The sequence below is a fragment of the Muricauda brasiliensis genome (assembly GCF_003057865.1).
GTDB lineage: Bacteria > Bacteroidota > Bacteroidia > Flavobacteriales > Flavobacteriaceae > Flagellimonas > Flagellimonas chongwuensis.
The window spans coordinates 140,263-156,958 of sequence record NZ_QBTW01000006.1; the positions used below are offsets into that span (position 1 = coordinate 140,263).

Sequence of the window (16,696 nt, forward strand, 5' to 3'; positions counted from 1 at the left end):
ATTTTGGACAAAAAATAGTACCGTTCCACTACAAGATATATGAACAAGGCCGATATACCTGTTTTTGAAAATACGAATGATTTACATGAGGCCATTGGTTTTGCCCATAGGAGCCATATACCCAATTTTGATGTGTTTCCGGTAGAGGACATGGAAGCTTCGTCAAGAAGATGCATGCCGCCCTATCGTCAGGGATTTTATCAGGTAGGGTTGTTGAACTATACAGGAAAGAGTCAACTCAATCTCAATACAGATACCTTGGAACTGAATGAGTTTCCGTTATGGTTTGTGGTTCCAGGGCAGGTGTTCTCTTGGTTCAGGGATGAAAAGATGTCGGGATATTATGTGATGTTCAGAAAAGAGTTTTTGATCAATACTTTTCCGGATTTACAGAAAGATTTTCCTTTTTTGAAAATGTCCGAGAACAATGTGCTGATGCTCACCAAAGAAGAACATGAGTCGTTGTATTTTGATATGGAACGGATGCATTCGGTTTTTAAGAACCCGCATCCGTACCAAGAGAAAATGTTGGAGGGAATGCTCGGTTCCTTACTATATTTCTGTAAGGCAATCCATGAGCGCCATAAAACAACGGAAAATCACCTGAGCAGGTCACAGATCATTGCAAATCAGTTTGAAGCGTTGGTGGACAAAATGTATGTGGATACCAAAAACGTGAGCGATTATGCGGAAGAATTGAACATAACACCGAACTACCTGACCACGACCATCAAGAAATTGACAGGCAAGAGTGCCAAGGACATCATTCAGGAACGGCTTTTGATGGAAAGTAAAAGCCTGTTGAAATATTCAGGGTTGGATATTGCTGAGATAGCCTATCGCCTCAATTTTCAAGAACCGACCCATTTTACCAGGTTCTTTAAAAATTTGAGCGGAGTAACGCCAAATCAATTTAGGAGAATGTAAATAGTTTGATACCGATTTGACCAACAATAAATTGAGAAAAGAAATACTATTAAGAATGAAAAACCATATGCTAAATTTGTAAAATGAAATAAATGAGTAATGAAGAATGATAAATATGTTGCTGTTGTAACGGAAGCAGGTAATGGACTGGGCCACAAGTTTGCCAAGATTTTATTGGAGAATGGGTATGAGGTTGTGCTTGCGGCATGCGGGAAAAGCTTTGAATTACTCTCCAAAGACGGGGAGGATTTACACGGATATCAGCTTTTGAAAATCGATTTTAGTTCGGAAGAGAGTTTGGGCGTGTTGGAACACACCATAAAGGAATCGTATGGTAAATTGGATTTGCTGATCAACAATGCTGAAATTGTCAATGGTTTTGGCCACAAGATAGATCAAATCAATATCGAGGATATCAAGGAGGTCTATGAGATCAATTTTTTCTCTATCATTCGAACCATACAAACACTTAAGCCTTTATTGAATCAGAGTAACGAACCTAGAATCATTAACATCACCAGCTCGTTGGGTGACATCAATAAGATGAAGGATGAAAGTTTTTGTTATTCTGGATATAGTCTTACTGCTTATTCTACCTCCAAAGCAGCGCTTAACATGTTTACTCATTTGCAGTGCAAGGAATTTAAGCCTTCTAAAATAAAAATGTACAGTTTTGATCCTGTAAATATGAAAAACTGTACTTATAACTCCGTAGCCATTTGTGATGGCATCAAAGATGACTTTATTTCCCTGATTGAAAGAAAGCAAATGAGAGCGTAGATTGTCTCATTGAAAATATTATGTAAGCACTTAATGTATTTATACAGCTTAAGTTAGACTACCTTTCTATATGTAACAATTTAATTTTGTATTCAATTGGTTCATAAATAGATGTGGATGATTTTTGGGAAAGTGCTTTTTATATAGGAAAGCAGGTATGATACTTATTGCATAAGTTTGAACCATAGTATAGGTTTCAACACATCTTTTTATCTTTTTTGAATCTGTTCTTCGCTGATGGCCATGGAATTAATTTTATCATGCGTAAAAAGCGCCCGTTTGCCGGATATTGCCGATCTGGTGTTATGTTATTGAATGTCAATGCCACCAATAACATAATTGTGACTCCGCTGAGCACAGGAAAGAAAATATACCAATAGCCCAATCCAATAATTTTTTCCGAACCTATTACCGCAATCAAGGCGGTGGCTCCCCCGGGCGGATGGAGGGTCTTGCTGAATTGCATGGCCAGAATGGATAATGAAACGGATAGGGCAGCGGCCAGCCAAAGAATATCTCCCAAAAATTGACATACAGTGACACCTATTACCGCACTTATCAGATGCCCTCCTATCAAGTTGCGTGGTTGCGCCAAAGGACTATTTATGGCTCCATATATTAAAACACCTGTGGCACCAAAAGATCCTATGAGCAATATGTTGTCCGATTGGTCCAAATATTGATTTTGGATAATACCGATGCAGGCAATTCCTATAAATGAGCCTAAAAAGGACCAAATCAACTCTTTAGGTTCCACAGAGGTTTCCTTGTACACAATATATCTCCCAATACGATATCCCCGCTTGATATTCTTTTTCATATATGGCCCCAAAGATAAGGCTATGTCATGGCGGTGCAATTTAGAATGAGATGATAATGAGAAAGAAAAATAAATTTTTTGTTATGAGAATAACACTGAATGCAACACTTTCCTTAATAATTAAATTGCAAAATAAAGTTTTATTGTAGCTAATATTAAAAGAAGAAAACTGATCAGGACAATTTGAAAATTATTTGTCTTTAAGTGAAGATATGAATGGATTCTGTTTGATTAAAGGTTTTAAGGTCGAACCGGTAATTTTCTTGTGTCCTGAACACTGGTCACAAGCAAAAAAAAGCCCTAAAAAATTAGGGCCTTTTACAGCTTAATGAAAGGCTCAAACTTCCTTCACAATCGCTTAGAAATAGTATGTTTAAGGATTAAAACTTTTTGGTTCTACTCACCTCTTTCTTGTTTTTGCTTGTTCACCATGGCTTCCACATCGCTCAACAATTTTTTAGCGTCGTAGACAATACCATCTTTGATGGTGTATTCAATTCCACCAACTCTTTCCACTTTTGCGGTGTCATCGTTCAAACGAACGGCGCCAGTTCCGTAAAGTACTTTTAGGTTTTGAAGAGGGTTCTCGTCCACAATGATCATGTCGGCCAACAAACCTTCACGGATCACACCATACTCGATTGGTTTTTTCAAAGGCTTGAAGATTTCTTGGGCACTGTGCATGGTTGCTGCACGGATAACTTCCAATGGGTGGAATCCGGCTTCTTGGAACATTTCAAGTTCCAATATGGTTCCAAAACCATAGGTCTGGTAAATGAAACCTGAATCTGAACCTAGCGTGATCTTCCCGCCCATGTTCTTGTATTCATTAAGGAACTGCATCCAAACTTGATAGTATTTTTTCCACGCCACTTCGTCTTCAGTGGTCCAGTCGAACCAATATGCGCCATGGCTCGTACGGCTGGGTGAAAAGAAATCCATCAAAGAGGGCAAAGTGTATTTCTCGTGCCAGTCCGCGTTGCGTGCTCTCATCACATCCCTGCCTGCAGAATAAATGGTCATGGTCGGGTTGATATAGAAATCCAGTTTTAAAAATTCATCAAGAAGTGCATTCCATTTTTCACCTCCCGGTTTCACCAAGTTCCATTGGCGTGCAACTTGGCCAAAACGGTGCTGCTCATCTCCATAATTGATGTCCACCGGCCAAGGCTGCACATCGTTGTTTTCGTACATGGATTCAAATAGGCCATAAAAGTGGGTCATACTGGTAAGTCCCAATCTAGCAGCATCAATGGTGTTCATTTGTGCCACACCACTTTGTGCCAGGTGGGCAGTGCTCCCCATCCCCAATGAGTTGGCTTCATCTAGTACGGCCTCCATAATTTCAGGGCGATGTGAGCTAAGCTTTAGTCCATCCACACCTTTCTTGTTGGCATATCGTACCCATTCCCTTGCATCTTCCGGTGTTAGAATTTTTCGATTTTCCCATTCTTTTCCAGTTCCAATCCTATGAAAGGAGACCATTCTTGGTGCAACAATCTCGTTTTTGGCACTTCTTTCTTTTTCTTTTAGCGACCACTCCAAGTTTCCAAAAGGCACGCCTCTTATTGTTGTAATTCCATGGGCCATCCATAATTTATATACGTACTCTGCTTCAGGAGCTTTTGGGGCACCTCCAGTGTGCACGTGCAGGTCAATCAAACCTGGCATCACATATTTACCGTTGGCATCGATTTCTTTGGTTTTGCCATTTCCCAGTTTCGGGCGTTTGGATTCATCGATTGGGACTTTGGGTACACCGACTCTTGCGATATCTACAATTTTGTTGTCCTCGACAATAATGTCCACAGGCCCTGAAGCTGGTCCGCCGGTTCCGTCGATTAAAATGGCACCTCTAATAATAAGTCTGTCAAAGGGACCTTCTCCCTCGCCCGCTTTTCTGTCTGGTGCACCAATAGTTTGGGCACACATCAGCATTGGGAGCAACAGAAGTGTTGCAAAAAATAATTTTTTCATGATTTAACGTTTAAATGGTTGGTGGTTGGTCAAACCCATGATTGTGGAAAATGGGCATAAACAATCCGTATTTAATAACACTGTTCAATACTATGTTAAATAAATATAGATTTAGGGTGACAGAAGGTTGTTTTTTATAAATAATGGAAGTGTTATTGGGTTAAGATCGCCGGCTTGATAAACGGCTCAAAAAAACTCACGAAACCGTCATTCTGTAGAGAAAATCGTAATCAGTAAATAGAAGACAGTTGTTCTACTAATTGGGAGAGCAGAATCAGTAGAAATAAGGAAATAAAATCTTCTTTTTTGTTGGACCTTAAAAATGCATAGGCCCTTTTCATTTGGGTTTTTACCGTGTTTACCGAAATACCGTTGGCTTCGGCAATTTCAGTATAGCTTTTTCCGTCCACTACGACCGACACAAAAATTTCTTTCCTTTTTGTGGGCAATTTGTTGATGAGGTCGTTCAACTTATTGTTTTGTCGGTCCAATTTGGGTTCTGGGGCACTGGTGTCCGTTTCAAAAGTATCCATTAGCCGTTGTTCCCTTTTTTTCTTTTCTAAATACTGAAGGCTTAAATTTTTGACGGATTTTTTTGCATAAGCTTCAAAAGATGTGTTTATGGTAATCGACTCCCTTTTGTTCCAAAACGAAACAAAAAAGTCCTGCACAATGTCTTTTGAAATATCCTTATCCTTTACTATGGAAAAGGAAACCAAGCACAAAAGTGGATAGTTGTTTTTAAAAAGCTCTTCAACCTTAAATCTCATAAATTGAGGTTTCGGGGGTATTCATATAAATTTAAAGTTACCGAAATATAAAATTAAACTGGATCATTACCCAAATTGGATAAAAAAATTATTGATTTTTAAAAAAATCTTTGAGGATTGTCACCCTATTTCAATAAAATACTATCTAATACATGAGAACAATGATCTAATGCAACAGAAAGAAACATTGCTTACACTTATAAAGAAGTTGAAGGAGTCGACCGGTTGGAAAGATAAATCTGACAAGGAGTTTGAGGATTTCTCTCAAGAATTGATTGGGCGTATTATTGAAGAGGATTTGGTGGACGAATCTTTTGAATTTTTGGAAGGTTTGGATGTAGATAAGGATTGGAAATCCTTAGAGGCCAGGATGACTAAAACCAAGGTTAAAAAACTTTACCCAAAACGAATACTCAAATATGCAGCGATTTTTGTTGGTGTGGTCTCATTGGGAATAGGTTATGTGTGGCTAAGCGACAATAATAATGATGCCATATTATCAGGTATGGATGGTGAGTATGTAACATTGGACACGGGTTCGGATAGAACCTTGATAGAGTCACATGGTAGCCATGCCGTTACACTTCCATCAGGTGAAACAGTGGCCGTGCATAATGGAGATACATTGATATATGGTTCTAATGAAGAGATTAAGGACTTTGTTTATAATGAGCTCAATATACCCAATGGGAAAATGTTCACGCTTGTATTGTCAGATGGTACCAAGATTTATTTAAACTCAGGAACAAGGATCAAATTTCCAGTAAAGTTTCCTGAAAATGGTAGACGGGAAGTGTTGGTTTATGGTGAAGCATATTTTGATGTGACCAAGGATGAAAATCGTCCGTTTGTGGTCAATTCCAAAGAAGTTGCGATAGAAGTATTGGGAACACAATTTAATCTGTCTTCCTATGATGATCAAAATGAAGTGGCTACAGTATTGGTAGAAGGTTCGGTGAGTCTTTCACATGCGGAAAATGGCAAGGATGGGATTTTGTTGAAACCTGGAGAAAAAGGCGCGTGGAACAGGGGCAAGGGAATAATCGAGGTAGAAGAAGTAGATGTTTCATTACATACCGGTTGGGTAAATGGAGAAGTTGTTTTTAGGAACGCACCATTTACCGAATTACTGGCAAGTTTGGAGAGGACCTACAATGTGAAAATAGAAAACACCAACGACAGTATTATTGGACAGACTTTTAGTGCGAGGTTCAATAGAAATGTAGAAAAAATAGAGGATGTTCTTGAGGCCTTGAGAATTATAACACCTTTTGAGTATGAGGTTGTTGATGGTAAAAAAGGTAAAAAGAAGGATGTCAAAATAAAGTAACAGATAACAACCAAACGATAAACTATTAATACTAAAATATATATGCCAATGAAATGACTTTTTTATTAAAAAAAGTACACACAAAAAAAGGGAATGTTGGCCCATTCCCTCTCTTGAACTGTGTAATAAATATCGATTCAAACTAATTAAATCAACTCAAAATTATGAAAAAAAAACCATCTAGAATTCTTTTTTTAAAGAGATTTTTGAAGAATGGTTTATCAACCAAATTGACCATTTTTCTAATAATTGCTTCGATAATCCAAATTCAGGCGGCTAACTCCGATTCGCAAGGAGAAAAGCTTTCACTTGATTTAGAAGAAGTTACCATAGAGAGCGCACTGGGAGAAATCGAATCCCGTTCCGAGTATCGTTTTATGTACGAGTACAGTCAGATCCCTTTAAAAAAGAAGGTGAGTTTAAAGACGAACGACCAGAAAGTGGAGGATATCCTGACGCTTTTGTTCAGGGATACTAAAGTGGTTTATCAAATCCGTGGCAGACAGATTATACTGATGAAATCTGCCGGTAAGAAATCATCGGATGGATTTTCTTCGGCGGAACCCGTCAAGCCAATAATACAGAGCACAGTAACAGGTACGGTAGTGGATTTTAGCGGGGTGCCTTTATTGGGTGCGAACGTTATGGTTAAAGGAACGTCCAATGGTGCCCAAACTGATTTTGATGGAAATTTTACCATACAGGCCGAGCCTGGAGACATTTTAGTGGTATCCTACATCGGTTTTAAGACTTCGGAGACAGAAGTTACGGGAAGTGGACCCATCACCATTGAACTCCAAGAAGATTCCGCACAGTTGGATGAGGTTGTTGTAACCGCCCTTGGTATTTCCCGGGAGAAAAAATCCTTAGGGTACGCAACACAAGAGGTTGATGGCGAGGATGTGAACAGGACTCCAACGGATAACGTGGTTAATGCCTTATCTGGTAAAATTGCCGGTGTTCAGATCAAGAACAATACCAATATGGGTGGATCTAGTAATGTTGTGATTCGTGGTAGTACCTCTTTAACAGGTAACAACCAAGCATTGTTCGTTGTGGATGGAGTTCCTGTGAGTAACTCCAACTTTAACACAGCCGATCAGCAAAGCGGTACCGGTGGTTTCGATTACGGTAACATGGCCTCGGACATCAACCCAAACGATATCAAATCCATTAACGTACTTAAAGGTGCGGCAGCAACGGCACTTTATGGTTCTAGGGCCACGAACGGAGCGGTGATCATTACCACTAAATCAGGAGCCGGAGCAAAACAAAAACCAACAGTAACTATCAACTCAAACGTTACCATGGGATTCATCGATAAATCCACATGGCCAGATTTCCAATATCAGTACGGTACAGGATATGGTCCTGTTTATGGTAACGATGGAATGAGTTTTTTCAACGACCAAGATGCCAATGGTGATGGGGAATTGGATTTGGTAACACCAGCTACCGCATATGGTTCTTATGGTGCACAGTTTGATCCCAATCTAATGGTATATCAATGGGATTCCTTCTACGAAGGATCTCCGTATTATCTCCAACCAAGTCCATGGGTTGCTCCGGAGAGCAGATTGATCGATTTCTTTGAAACCCCCGTAACCATGACCAATAGTGTTGCGGTTGCCGGTGGAAGTGATAAGGCAACCTATAGAATTGCCTATACCCGTTTCAATCAAGATGGATTGATGCCGAACAGTAACATGACGAGGGACAATATTTCCATCAATACATCTTTTAATATTACCGATAAGTTCTCCGTTTCGGGAAGTGCAAACTATATACTTACCGATGCCTTGGGTAGAAACAGAACAGGTAGTGAAACAGGAGCCAATGCACAGAACGTTATCTCATCCATGAGAAGATACTGGGCCATGAATGTTGGTATCGATGAACTGAAAGATGCTTATTTTAACACAGGAACCAATGTTGACCCATTTATGGGTGGTACAATCGATAACCCTTACTGGGTCGTTTACGAAAACTACCAGAACGATTCCCGTAGTAGAATTTTTGGAAACGTATCCGCAAAATATAAATTCACCGACTGGTTGAATGTGGAAGGTAGGGTTTCCTTGGATACCTATTCCTTTATTCAAGAAGAAAGGAATAATGTAGGAACAGCTGGTGCTGTGGGAAGATATTCCAGGAGAAACATCAACTATAGTGAAGAAAACTATGATTTGATGATCAACTTCAACAAATATGTTACCGACAAGTTGAACATCAGCGGTGTCTTGGGAGCCAATATTAGAAGAACCGACCTGAGCTCCATATATGCCGAAACAAATGGTGGATTGGTACTTCCAGATTTGTTCTCCCTTTCCAACTCATTAAACTTGCCACCAGCCCCAATAGAAAATGTGGAGAAAGTTGGAGTTGATGGATATTACGGTTTGGCCTCGTTCGGTTATGATAATTTGATCTATGTGGATTTGACCGGAAGGTTTGACCACTCTTCAACTTTGCCAGAAGAGAACAGCACATATTTCTATCCATCCATTTCTTCCAGTTTTGTGTTTTCTAATTTAGTGGACAAAAACTGGTTGAGTTTTGGTAAACTTCGTTTAAACTATGCCGAGGTAGGTAGCTCCGCTCCTGCAAACAGTTTGATCGATGTATTGAACAAACCGACACCATTTGGAGCGGTTCCTTTGTACGGTACAAATGATACCAAGAACAATGAAGACTTATTGCCTGAAACAACAATCAGTTACGAGGCTGGTCTTGAAATGAGATTCTTGAACAGTAGATTAGGTTTTGATCTATCTCTTTACCAAACAAATTCCAAGGATCAGATTATCCCTGTGGCCATTTCAACCACAACAGGATACTCTTCCAGATTTGTAAATGCTGGTGAAGTTGAAAACAAAGGTATTGAGGTAGCCATTAATGGAGACATCGTACAAACAGAGGATTTTCAATGGAAAGCCAATGTAAACTGGGCCAAAAACCAGAGTGAGGTAGTTTCCTTGTTCGAAGGTGGTAGCAATCTACAATTGGGAACTGTAAGTGGAGTTTCCATCAATGCAACTGTTGGGGAACCCTATGGAACCATTCAAGGAACCGACTATATCTACGTGGATGGAAAACGTTTGATCAACCAAGAAACAGGGGCATATGAGCGTACTACAACATCCAATAACGTAATTGGTAACATTACCCCTGATTGGACGGCAGGTATTACCAACCAGTTTAGGTACAAGAACTTTGATTTGAGCTTTTTAATTGATATCCAAAGTGGAGGAGATGTCTACTCAAACGATATCTCAACAGGTAACCGTTCAGGTCTGTATGCTTGGTCTGTAGGACTTAACGATTTGGGCAATCCAATAAGAAACTCCTTGGCCGATGGCGGAGGTATCATATTGGACGGTGTAGCTCCTGATGGATCTCCAAATACCGTTAGAACCGCAATGGATAACTACAGAAATGCAACAGGTAGTGTTATGGCGCCACAGGCGCACTTCGTATACGATGCATCTTATGTGAAGCTTAGAGAAGTTGCCTTGAACTATAATTTCCCGAAAATGGCCTTTATGGACAAACTTAGCATTCAATCGTTAAGATTAGGTTTAACAGGTTCCAACTTGTGGATCATCCATAAAAACCTGCCATACGCTGACCCAGAAGCTGGATTAAGTTCCGGTAACTTGCAAGGTTCCCAGAACGGGGTTTTGCCTACGGTAAGAAATATCGGTTTTAACCTACAAGTTCAATTCTAAACCAAAAAAAATCAGAAAATGAAAAACTATTATATCATAATTTTAATGGCGCTGTTTTTCTCATGTTCCGGTGATTTGGAAGACATGAACGTGGACGTGAAGAACGCAACAGAGGCTCCTGCGGAGACCTTTTTCAACAATGCCGTGAAAAATCTGTCCGATACCATGAGCGGTATCACCTATGGGGCCAATGGTAACCCATTTAATACAACCAGATTGTTGGTGCAGCAAATTTCCTCAGTAACCTATAACGAGGGAACCACATACTATTCCAACTTTACTTGGAACGAGGTCTATATGGATATCTTGAACAACCTTCGCCAAAGCGCTGAGGTCATTCAGAGTGCAGAGAGTTTGACTCCTGCAAACGAAAACCAATTGGCAATCATAGAGATTGTTCAGGTATATACTTGGTCCAAACTTGTGGAGTCTTTTGGTCATATACCCTATTCCCAAGCTTTGGATGTGGATAACATTTCGCCAGAATATGATGATCAAGAAGCAATTTACACCGATTTATTATCAAGATTGACCACGGCTATCAATGCTTTGGATGCCTCCCAGCCTTCTTGGGGTCAAGACCTTCTTTATAATGGAGATGTGTCCAGCTGGAGCTCTTTTGGTAGTTCATTGTTGTTCCAGATGGGAATGAGAATCATAGAATCCAATCCAACTTTGGCTACGGATGCCATAACAACGGCCTTGCCAAATATTTTTACCTCAAATGCAGATATTGCGCAAATAGAGCATTTGGAGTCTCAGCCAAATACAGCTGAACTTTGGACGGATTTGGCCGTAGGAAATCGTAGGGACTTTGTGGGAACAGATGTCTTTATAGACTATATGAACGAGTTGGAAGATCCACGAAGATCAGTGTTCTTTCAAGAAGTTGATGGTACCGAGGGTGTGTATCGCGGCTCGGAATCCGGACTTGTGGTAGCGTATTTTGATTTCTCCCGATTCGGGACATTATTCTATCAGCCGACCACTCCAGTAATCCTTTTGGACTATGCAACAATTGAATTTTTGTTGGCCGAAGCTGCCGAGAGAGGAATTGCCGGGGTAACCGATGCAGAAGCACACTACAATGCGGCCATACAAGCCAATTTTGATTATTATGGACTAGGTGACAGCGCAGCCGCTTATTTGGCAGACCCAGACGTAGCATATACTACAGCTCCCGGAACTTGGGAAGAAAAAATAGGTATGCAAAAGTGGGTGGCATTGTTCAACCAAGGATTGGAGGCATGGACAGAGTATAGAAGATTGGATTACCCTACTTTGGAGGCACCCCCTCAATCCTTTGTTCCGACTGTTCCGGTAAGGTTGACATACCCTATTTCCGAGCAAACTTTGAACAGGGCCAACTATGAAAGCGCTGCTGCGGCCATAGGTGGAGATCTGCTTACTACTAGTTTGTTCTGGGATGTGGATTAAATTCTTTTAAAATATCCAACTTAACCATAAGATTGCCTGGGCTGAAACCCAGCCTAGGCTCTCATTGATTTTTTATCCGTTTGATTAGCTGAAAAGGGGCAGAATACACGCTATCTGATTTTGATTGCTCAATTAATCAAAATTCTGCCCCTTTTTTATTTATGATCCACTAATTTGAATTACCATAGGCTTAAATAATTATATCCTACCTTTTTGGACCATCCTCGTCACATTAAAACATTAAAACCATGAAAACAAGACTTAACAAAATCATATATCTTTTTCTCTTGATCGGTACCACGGTATCCGCACAGCAGTTGAATACCGCAATGGATTCAACAGTAACTGTTCAAGGAAAGGTCAACATCAAAGGGAAAGAAGTAAAATACAAAGCAACCACAGGTAAGCAGCCTGTATGGGACGATAAAGGAAAAATAATAGCCGGACTGTTTTTCACCTATTACCAAAGAACAGATGTGGACAACATTGCCAAAAGACCATTGGTAATTTCTTTTAACGGTGGCCCGGGCTCGGCTTCGGTTTGGATGCACATTGCATATACCGGACCAAAAATTTTGAATATTGATGAAGAAGGATATCCGGTTCAACCTTACGGAATTAAAGACAATCCAAACTCTATATTGGATGTTGCCGATATCGTTTATGTGAACCCGGTGAACACGGGTTACTCCAGGGCCATAAATGAAATGGACGACAAGACCAAGTCAGAGACCTTTTTTGGGGTGAAACAGGATATAAAGTACTTGGCGACATGGATAGATAACTTTGTTACTAGGAACAACCGTTGGGCCTCGCCAAAATTTTTAATTGGAGAAAGTTACGGAACACCGAGGGTTTCAGGGTTGTCATTGGAGCTCCAAAACTCTCATTGGATGTATTTGAACGGAGTTATACTGGTTTCGCCAACAACTTTGGGGATTGAAAGAGGAACCGTTGCAGGTGCAGCGAATTTCTTGCCATATTATACAGCGGCAGCTTGGTTCCATGAACAATTACCTGCCGATTTACAATCTAAGGATCTAGTGGAGATTCTTCCGGAAGTAGAGGCCTATACCATTGATGTACTTACCCCAGCAATCTCTAAGGGAGGATACTTGCCAGAATCAGAAAGGAAGCAAGTTGCAGCAACCATATCTAGATACTCCGGATTATCCGAAAAAGTGATATTGGAGCATAACCTACGTATACCTAAAACCTTCTTTTGGAAAGAGTTGTTAAGGGATGAAGGGTACAATATCGGTAGATTGGATTCACGTTACTTGGGAATTGATGAACAGACCGCAGGAACAAGGCCCGATTATGCGGCAGAACTTACCAGTTGGTTACATTCCTTCACACCGGCCATCAACCATTACTTCAAGAACTATCTCAATTATCATACCGATGTAAAGTATAATATGTTCGGCCCGGTACGTCCTTGGGATAGAAGCAACAATACAACAGGATACGATTTGAGACAGGCTATGGCACAAAACCCATACTTGAATGTCTTGGTTCAATCTGGATATTATGATGGAGGAACAGACTACTTCAATGCAAAATACAATATGTGGCAGATGGACCCCAGTGGCAAGCTCAAAGATAGAATGGAGTGGAAAGGTTATAGGAGTGGACATATGATGTATCTTAGAAATGAGGATTTGCAAACTGCTAACGATGACCTAAGGGAATTTATAGCAAAGTCGCTCCCGGCAGAAGGAATGCCCGCAAAATACAGTAGAAAGTAAAACAACTGATGCGGGACCAAAATAAAATAGAATACAATTAACTTATAAAATGAAGAGACTAAAATTTCACTTATTGATTCTTGCTGTTGCCTTGGTGCAAGGAGCAATGTACGGACAAATTGAAAAAGCACCGGAGCGTGCCGAAGGAGAAGGACCTTGGAGCCAACTGATCATTAGGGGAGCTACGATGATAAACGGTACACTGGCCCCACCGCAGGGCCCCGTGGATATCGTTGTGGAAAACAACAAAATCGTAGATGTCAGGGTGGTAGGTTATCCAGGAGTTCCAATAGACCCTAAAAGACGTCCAGCCCTGAAGCCGGGAGGAAAGGAACTAAATGCCGAAGGAATGTACATAATGCCCGGTTTTGTGGATACCCACGCCCATATTGGAGGAATGGCACAGGGAACTTCTGCCGAGTATGTTTTTAAACTTTGGATGGGACATGGAATCACAACAATCGCCGACCCAGCATCTGGCAATGGCATAGAGTGGACCTTGGAACACAAGAAAAAGAGTAAAAACAATAAGATTACCGCACCACGAATCAAAGCATATACCGCTTTTGGTAGTAAACTTAACGGTGAAATGGGCAGGGAAAACATAGCCACGCCAGAGCAAGCCATTGAATGGGTTCGTGAAAATGCCAAAAAAGGAGCGGATGGTATCAAATTCTTTGGAGCCCCACCAAAAGTTATGGAAGCTGCATTGGTGGAGAACAAAAAATTGGGACTTCGTTCCAAAATGCACCACTCCCAAACCTATGTGGGGCAATGGAACGTGCTTCACAGCGCACGTGCAGGTTTAACTGCAATGGAACACTGGTATGGACTTCCAGAGGCATTATTCGATGATAGAACAGTTCAGGATTATTCTTTGGATTATAACTATCAGAACGAGCAAGATCGTTTTGGCGAAGCGGGCCAATTGTGGACCCAAGCAGCAAAACCATATTCCGATAAATGGAATGCCGTGATGGAAGAGTTGCTTGAATTGGACTTTACACTATCGCCAACAATGGTAATCTATGAGGCCAACCGCGATTTGGCAAGGGCCAGAAGAGCCGAGTGGCACGAGGAGTATACCTTGCCGACGCTTTGGGAATTTTACTCCCCAAGCCGTCAATCCCACGGATCTTACTGGCACTACTGGGGAACAGAAAGAGAGATTGATTGGAAGGCCAACTACGAGCTTTGGATGACTTTCATCAACGAATACAAAAACCGTGGTGGTCGTGTAACGGTTGGAACCGATGCAGGTTTTATATACGAACTGTACGGATTTGCATATCCAAGGGAAATGGAATTGTTGCGTGAGGCCGGTTTCCACCCGTTGGAAGTAATCAAAGCAGCCACACTCAATGGAGCAGAATCTTTGGGTATGGATGATGAGATAGGTACCATTGCCGTGGGCAAATTGGCAGATTTCGTGATTACGGAAGAAAACCCATTGGCGAACCTTAAATCGTTGTACGGAACAGGGGCCATCAAATTAATGGAGGACAATACCATTGAAAGAGTAGGTGGTGTCAAGTATACCATCAAAGACGGAATCATCTATGATGCCAAACAATTGTTGAAAGATGTGAAGGCGATGGTGGATAAAGAAAAAGAAGCCAAGAACTACAAGATACTACAACCAGGAATAAAAGGGTAAAATTAGTTTGATTTTAATAGGTTAGAATATACCCTTTTTACAATCGTGGTGGTTGTTCGCAATCACCACGATACTTCACTACGAACAAAAATCACTTCAGTATGAACAAATAGGTTGTTACGGTAAACCTGATGTTTCAACGAGCAAGAAACTTATACCCAATTTTTAGGGTAACTCCTATCGTGGCAATTATTAACAACTTACATCATGTCGGACATTGTAAATTTTAACAATACAGAAGCGGCCTTTGCCACAAAGTCCAATATGGAACTTAAAAAAGCCAAATTCTTATTTGGAATGTTGGAATATGGTCAGCTTACCAAGCTGGCAAAACCTACGCTAAATTTTGCTTTTCAAGCTAGACTCCCTATAAAGGGAATACTAAAGAAGACTATTTTTTCACAGTTTTGCGGAGGTGAGAACCTACAAGAGTGCAAGGAACAAATAGATCAGCTCTATCAAAATGGTGAGGTAATGTCCATATTGGACTATTCCGTCGAAGGAGCGGAGAACGATAAAAATTTTGATGCAACCTTAGATACTCTGCTCAAAATATGCAAGTTCTCGGAATTTCAAAAACAGATTCCTTTTTTGGTTTTCAAGCCAACAGGAATTGGTAGGTTGGAAATTTTTCGAAAGGTTTCGGAAGATGTACCCATGAATTTGTCCGAATCTGAAGAATGGGCAAGAGTAAAGAAAAGATTTGAAGCTATATGTAGAGCAGTGGCTGAGACCGATAATTTAAAGATTATGGTGGATGCTGAAGAGTCTTGGAGCCACATTGCTGTTGATGGGCTTACAGAGAGTATGATGCTTAAATACAACAAAGAGCGAACTGTTGTTTTTGCCACCGTTCAACTTTATCTGAGTAAAAAATACGATTACCTAAAACATTTAAAGGACTTTGGGAAAAAGAACGGAATCAGAGTGGGGGTAAAGTTGGTTCGCGGCGCCTACATGGAAAAGGAAAGGGATAGAGCTATGGAACGCGGATACGATAGCCCAGTATGTCCGGACAAATCCACAACGGATAAAAACTTTGATAGTGGGGTGGATTTTGTTCTTGAAAACCTAGATGTCTTTGATTTGTTTCTCGGAACCCATAACGAAATCAGTTGTAGGGAATTGGTTAAGAAGCTCTACACTCAGGGAATTGGCGTTACAGACTCACGTGTTTGGTTCGGTCAGTTGTTCGGGATGAGCGATAACATAAGTTTTAACATGGCCAAAGCAGGGTATAATGTAGTAAAATATGTGCCCTTCGGACCAATTAAGGATGTAATGCCGTATTTGATTAGAAGAGCAGAAGAAAACTCATCCGTAGGTTCACAATCTTCAAGAGAAATGGAATTGCTCAAAAAAGAATTACAACGACGAAAGGAAATAGCCAAATTGAGATAATGAATTCGTAATGGTGTATGTAAAGGTCGTAAGGGCATTGCTTTTACGGCCTTTTTTGACCAAAATCGAATTGAACAAAAAAAAAAGCCGTCATTCTAATATGACGGCCTTGAAGTTACTC

The 16,696-nt window shown here is 40.6% G+C and carries 11 protein-coding genes; 8 read left to right on the forward strand and 3 right to left on the reverse strand.

All coding sequences use genetic code 11. From position 1 onward, the window contains the following. Positions 1 to 39 precede the first annotated feature (39 nt). Together DCK90_RS05075 and DCK90_RS05080 are read left to right on the forward strand one after the other, a co-directional pair. Positions 40 to 927 (forward strand): helix-turn-helix domain-containing protein, encoded by an 888-nt coding sequence (locus DCK90_RS05075; protein WP_108245098.1) that lies wholly within the window; start codon positions 40 to 42, stop codon positions 925 to 927. 99 nt (positions 928 to 1,026) lie between these two features. Continuing rightward, a complete protein-coding gene (locus DCK90_RS05080) occupies positions 1,027 to 1,707 on the forward strand; it encodes an SDR family NAD(P)-dependent oxidoreductase (protein ID WP_108245099.1) in 681 nt (226 codons plus the stop codon). Between the two features lie 196 nt (positions 1,708 to 1,903). Here DCK90_RS05080 and DCK90_RS05085 read toward each other — a convergent pair whose 3' ends face one another. The 3 genes from DCK90_RS05085 to DCK90_RS05095 all read right to left on the reverse strand — a co-directional run bounded on the left by DCK90_RS05085 (position 1,904) and on the right by DCK90_RS05095 (position 5,274). Further along, the gene (locus DCK90_RS05085) at positions 1,904 to 2,527 is read right to left on the reverse strand and encodes an HPP family protein (RefSeq protein ID WP_108245100.1); all 624 of its coding nucleotides are present in this window, start codon (positions 2,525 to 2,527) and stop codon (positions 1,904 to 1,906) included. A gap of 396 nt (positions 2,528 to 2,923) precedes the next feature. After that, entirely contained in the window at positions 2,924 to 4,504 is a 1,581-nt protein-coding gene (locus DCK90_RS05090) for an amidohydrolase family protein (protein WP_108245101.1), read from the reverse strand. A 230-nt stretch (positions 4,505 to 4,734) separates the two neighbouring features. Then, complete coding sequence (locus DCK90_RS05095; RefSeq protein WP_108245102.1) at positions 4,735 to 5,274, reverse strand: RNA polymerase sigma-70 factor; 540 nt, start codon at positions 5,272 to 5,274, stop codon at positions 4,735 to 4,737. 169 nt (positions 5,275 to 5,443) lie between these two features. Between DCK90_RS05095 and DCK90_RS05100 the strand changes: the two genes are divergently transcribed. From DCK90_RS05100 to DCK90_RS05125, 6 genes are all read left to right on the forward strand, one after another. After that, positions 5,444 to 6,604, forward strand: coding sequence for a FecR family protein (locus DCK90_RS05100; RefSeq protein WP_159075765.1), 1,161 nt, complete (start codon positions 5,444 to 5,446; stop codon positions 6,602 to 6,604). A 164-nt stretch (positions 6,605 to 6,768) separates the two neighbouring features. Further along, entirely contained in the window at positions 6,769 to 10,332 is a 3,564-nt protein-coding gene (locus DCK90_RS05105; protein WP_108245104.1) for a SusC/RagA family TonB-linked outer membrane protein, read from the forward strand. 18 nt (positions 10,333 to 10,350) lie between these two features. Next, positions 10,351 to 11,769 (forward strand): SusD/RagB family nutrient-binding outer membrane lipoprotein, encoded by a 1,419-nt coding sequence (locus tag DCK90_RS05110; protein WP_108245105.1) that lies wholly within the window; start codon positions 10,351 to 10,353, stop codon positions 11,767 to 11,769. 248 nt (positions 11,770 to 12,017) lie between these two features. Continuing rightward, positions 12,018 to 13,517: a S10 family peptidase gene (locus DCK90_RS05115; RefSeq protein ID WP_108245106.1), complete on the forward strand. Its 1,500-nt coding sequence runs from the start codon at positions 12,018 to 12,020 to the stop codon at positions 13,515 to 13,517. 49 nt (positions 13,518 to 13,566) lie between these two features. Then, the gene (locus DCK90_RS05120; RefSeq protein ID WP_108245107.1) at positions 13,567 to 15,174 is read left to right on the forward strand and encodes an amidohydrolase family protein; all 1,608 of its coding nucleotides are present in this window, start codon (positions 13,567 to 13,569) and stop codon (positions 15,172 to 15,174) included. Between the two features lie 207 nt (positions 15,175 to 15,381). After that, complete coding sequence (locus DCK90_RS05125) at positions 15,382 to 16,575, forward strand: proline dehydrogenase family protein (protein ID WP_108245108.1); 1,194 nt, start codon at positions 15,382 to 15,384, stop codon at positions 16,573 to 16,575. Positions 16,576 to 16,696 lie beyond the last annotated feature (121 nt).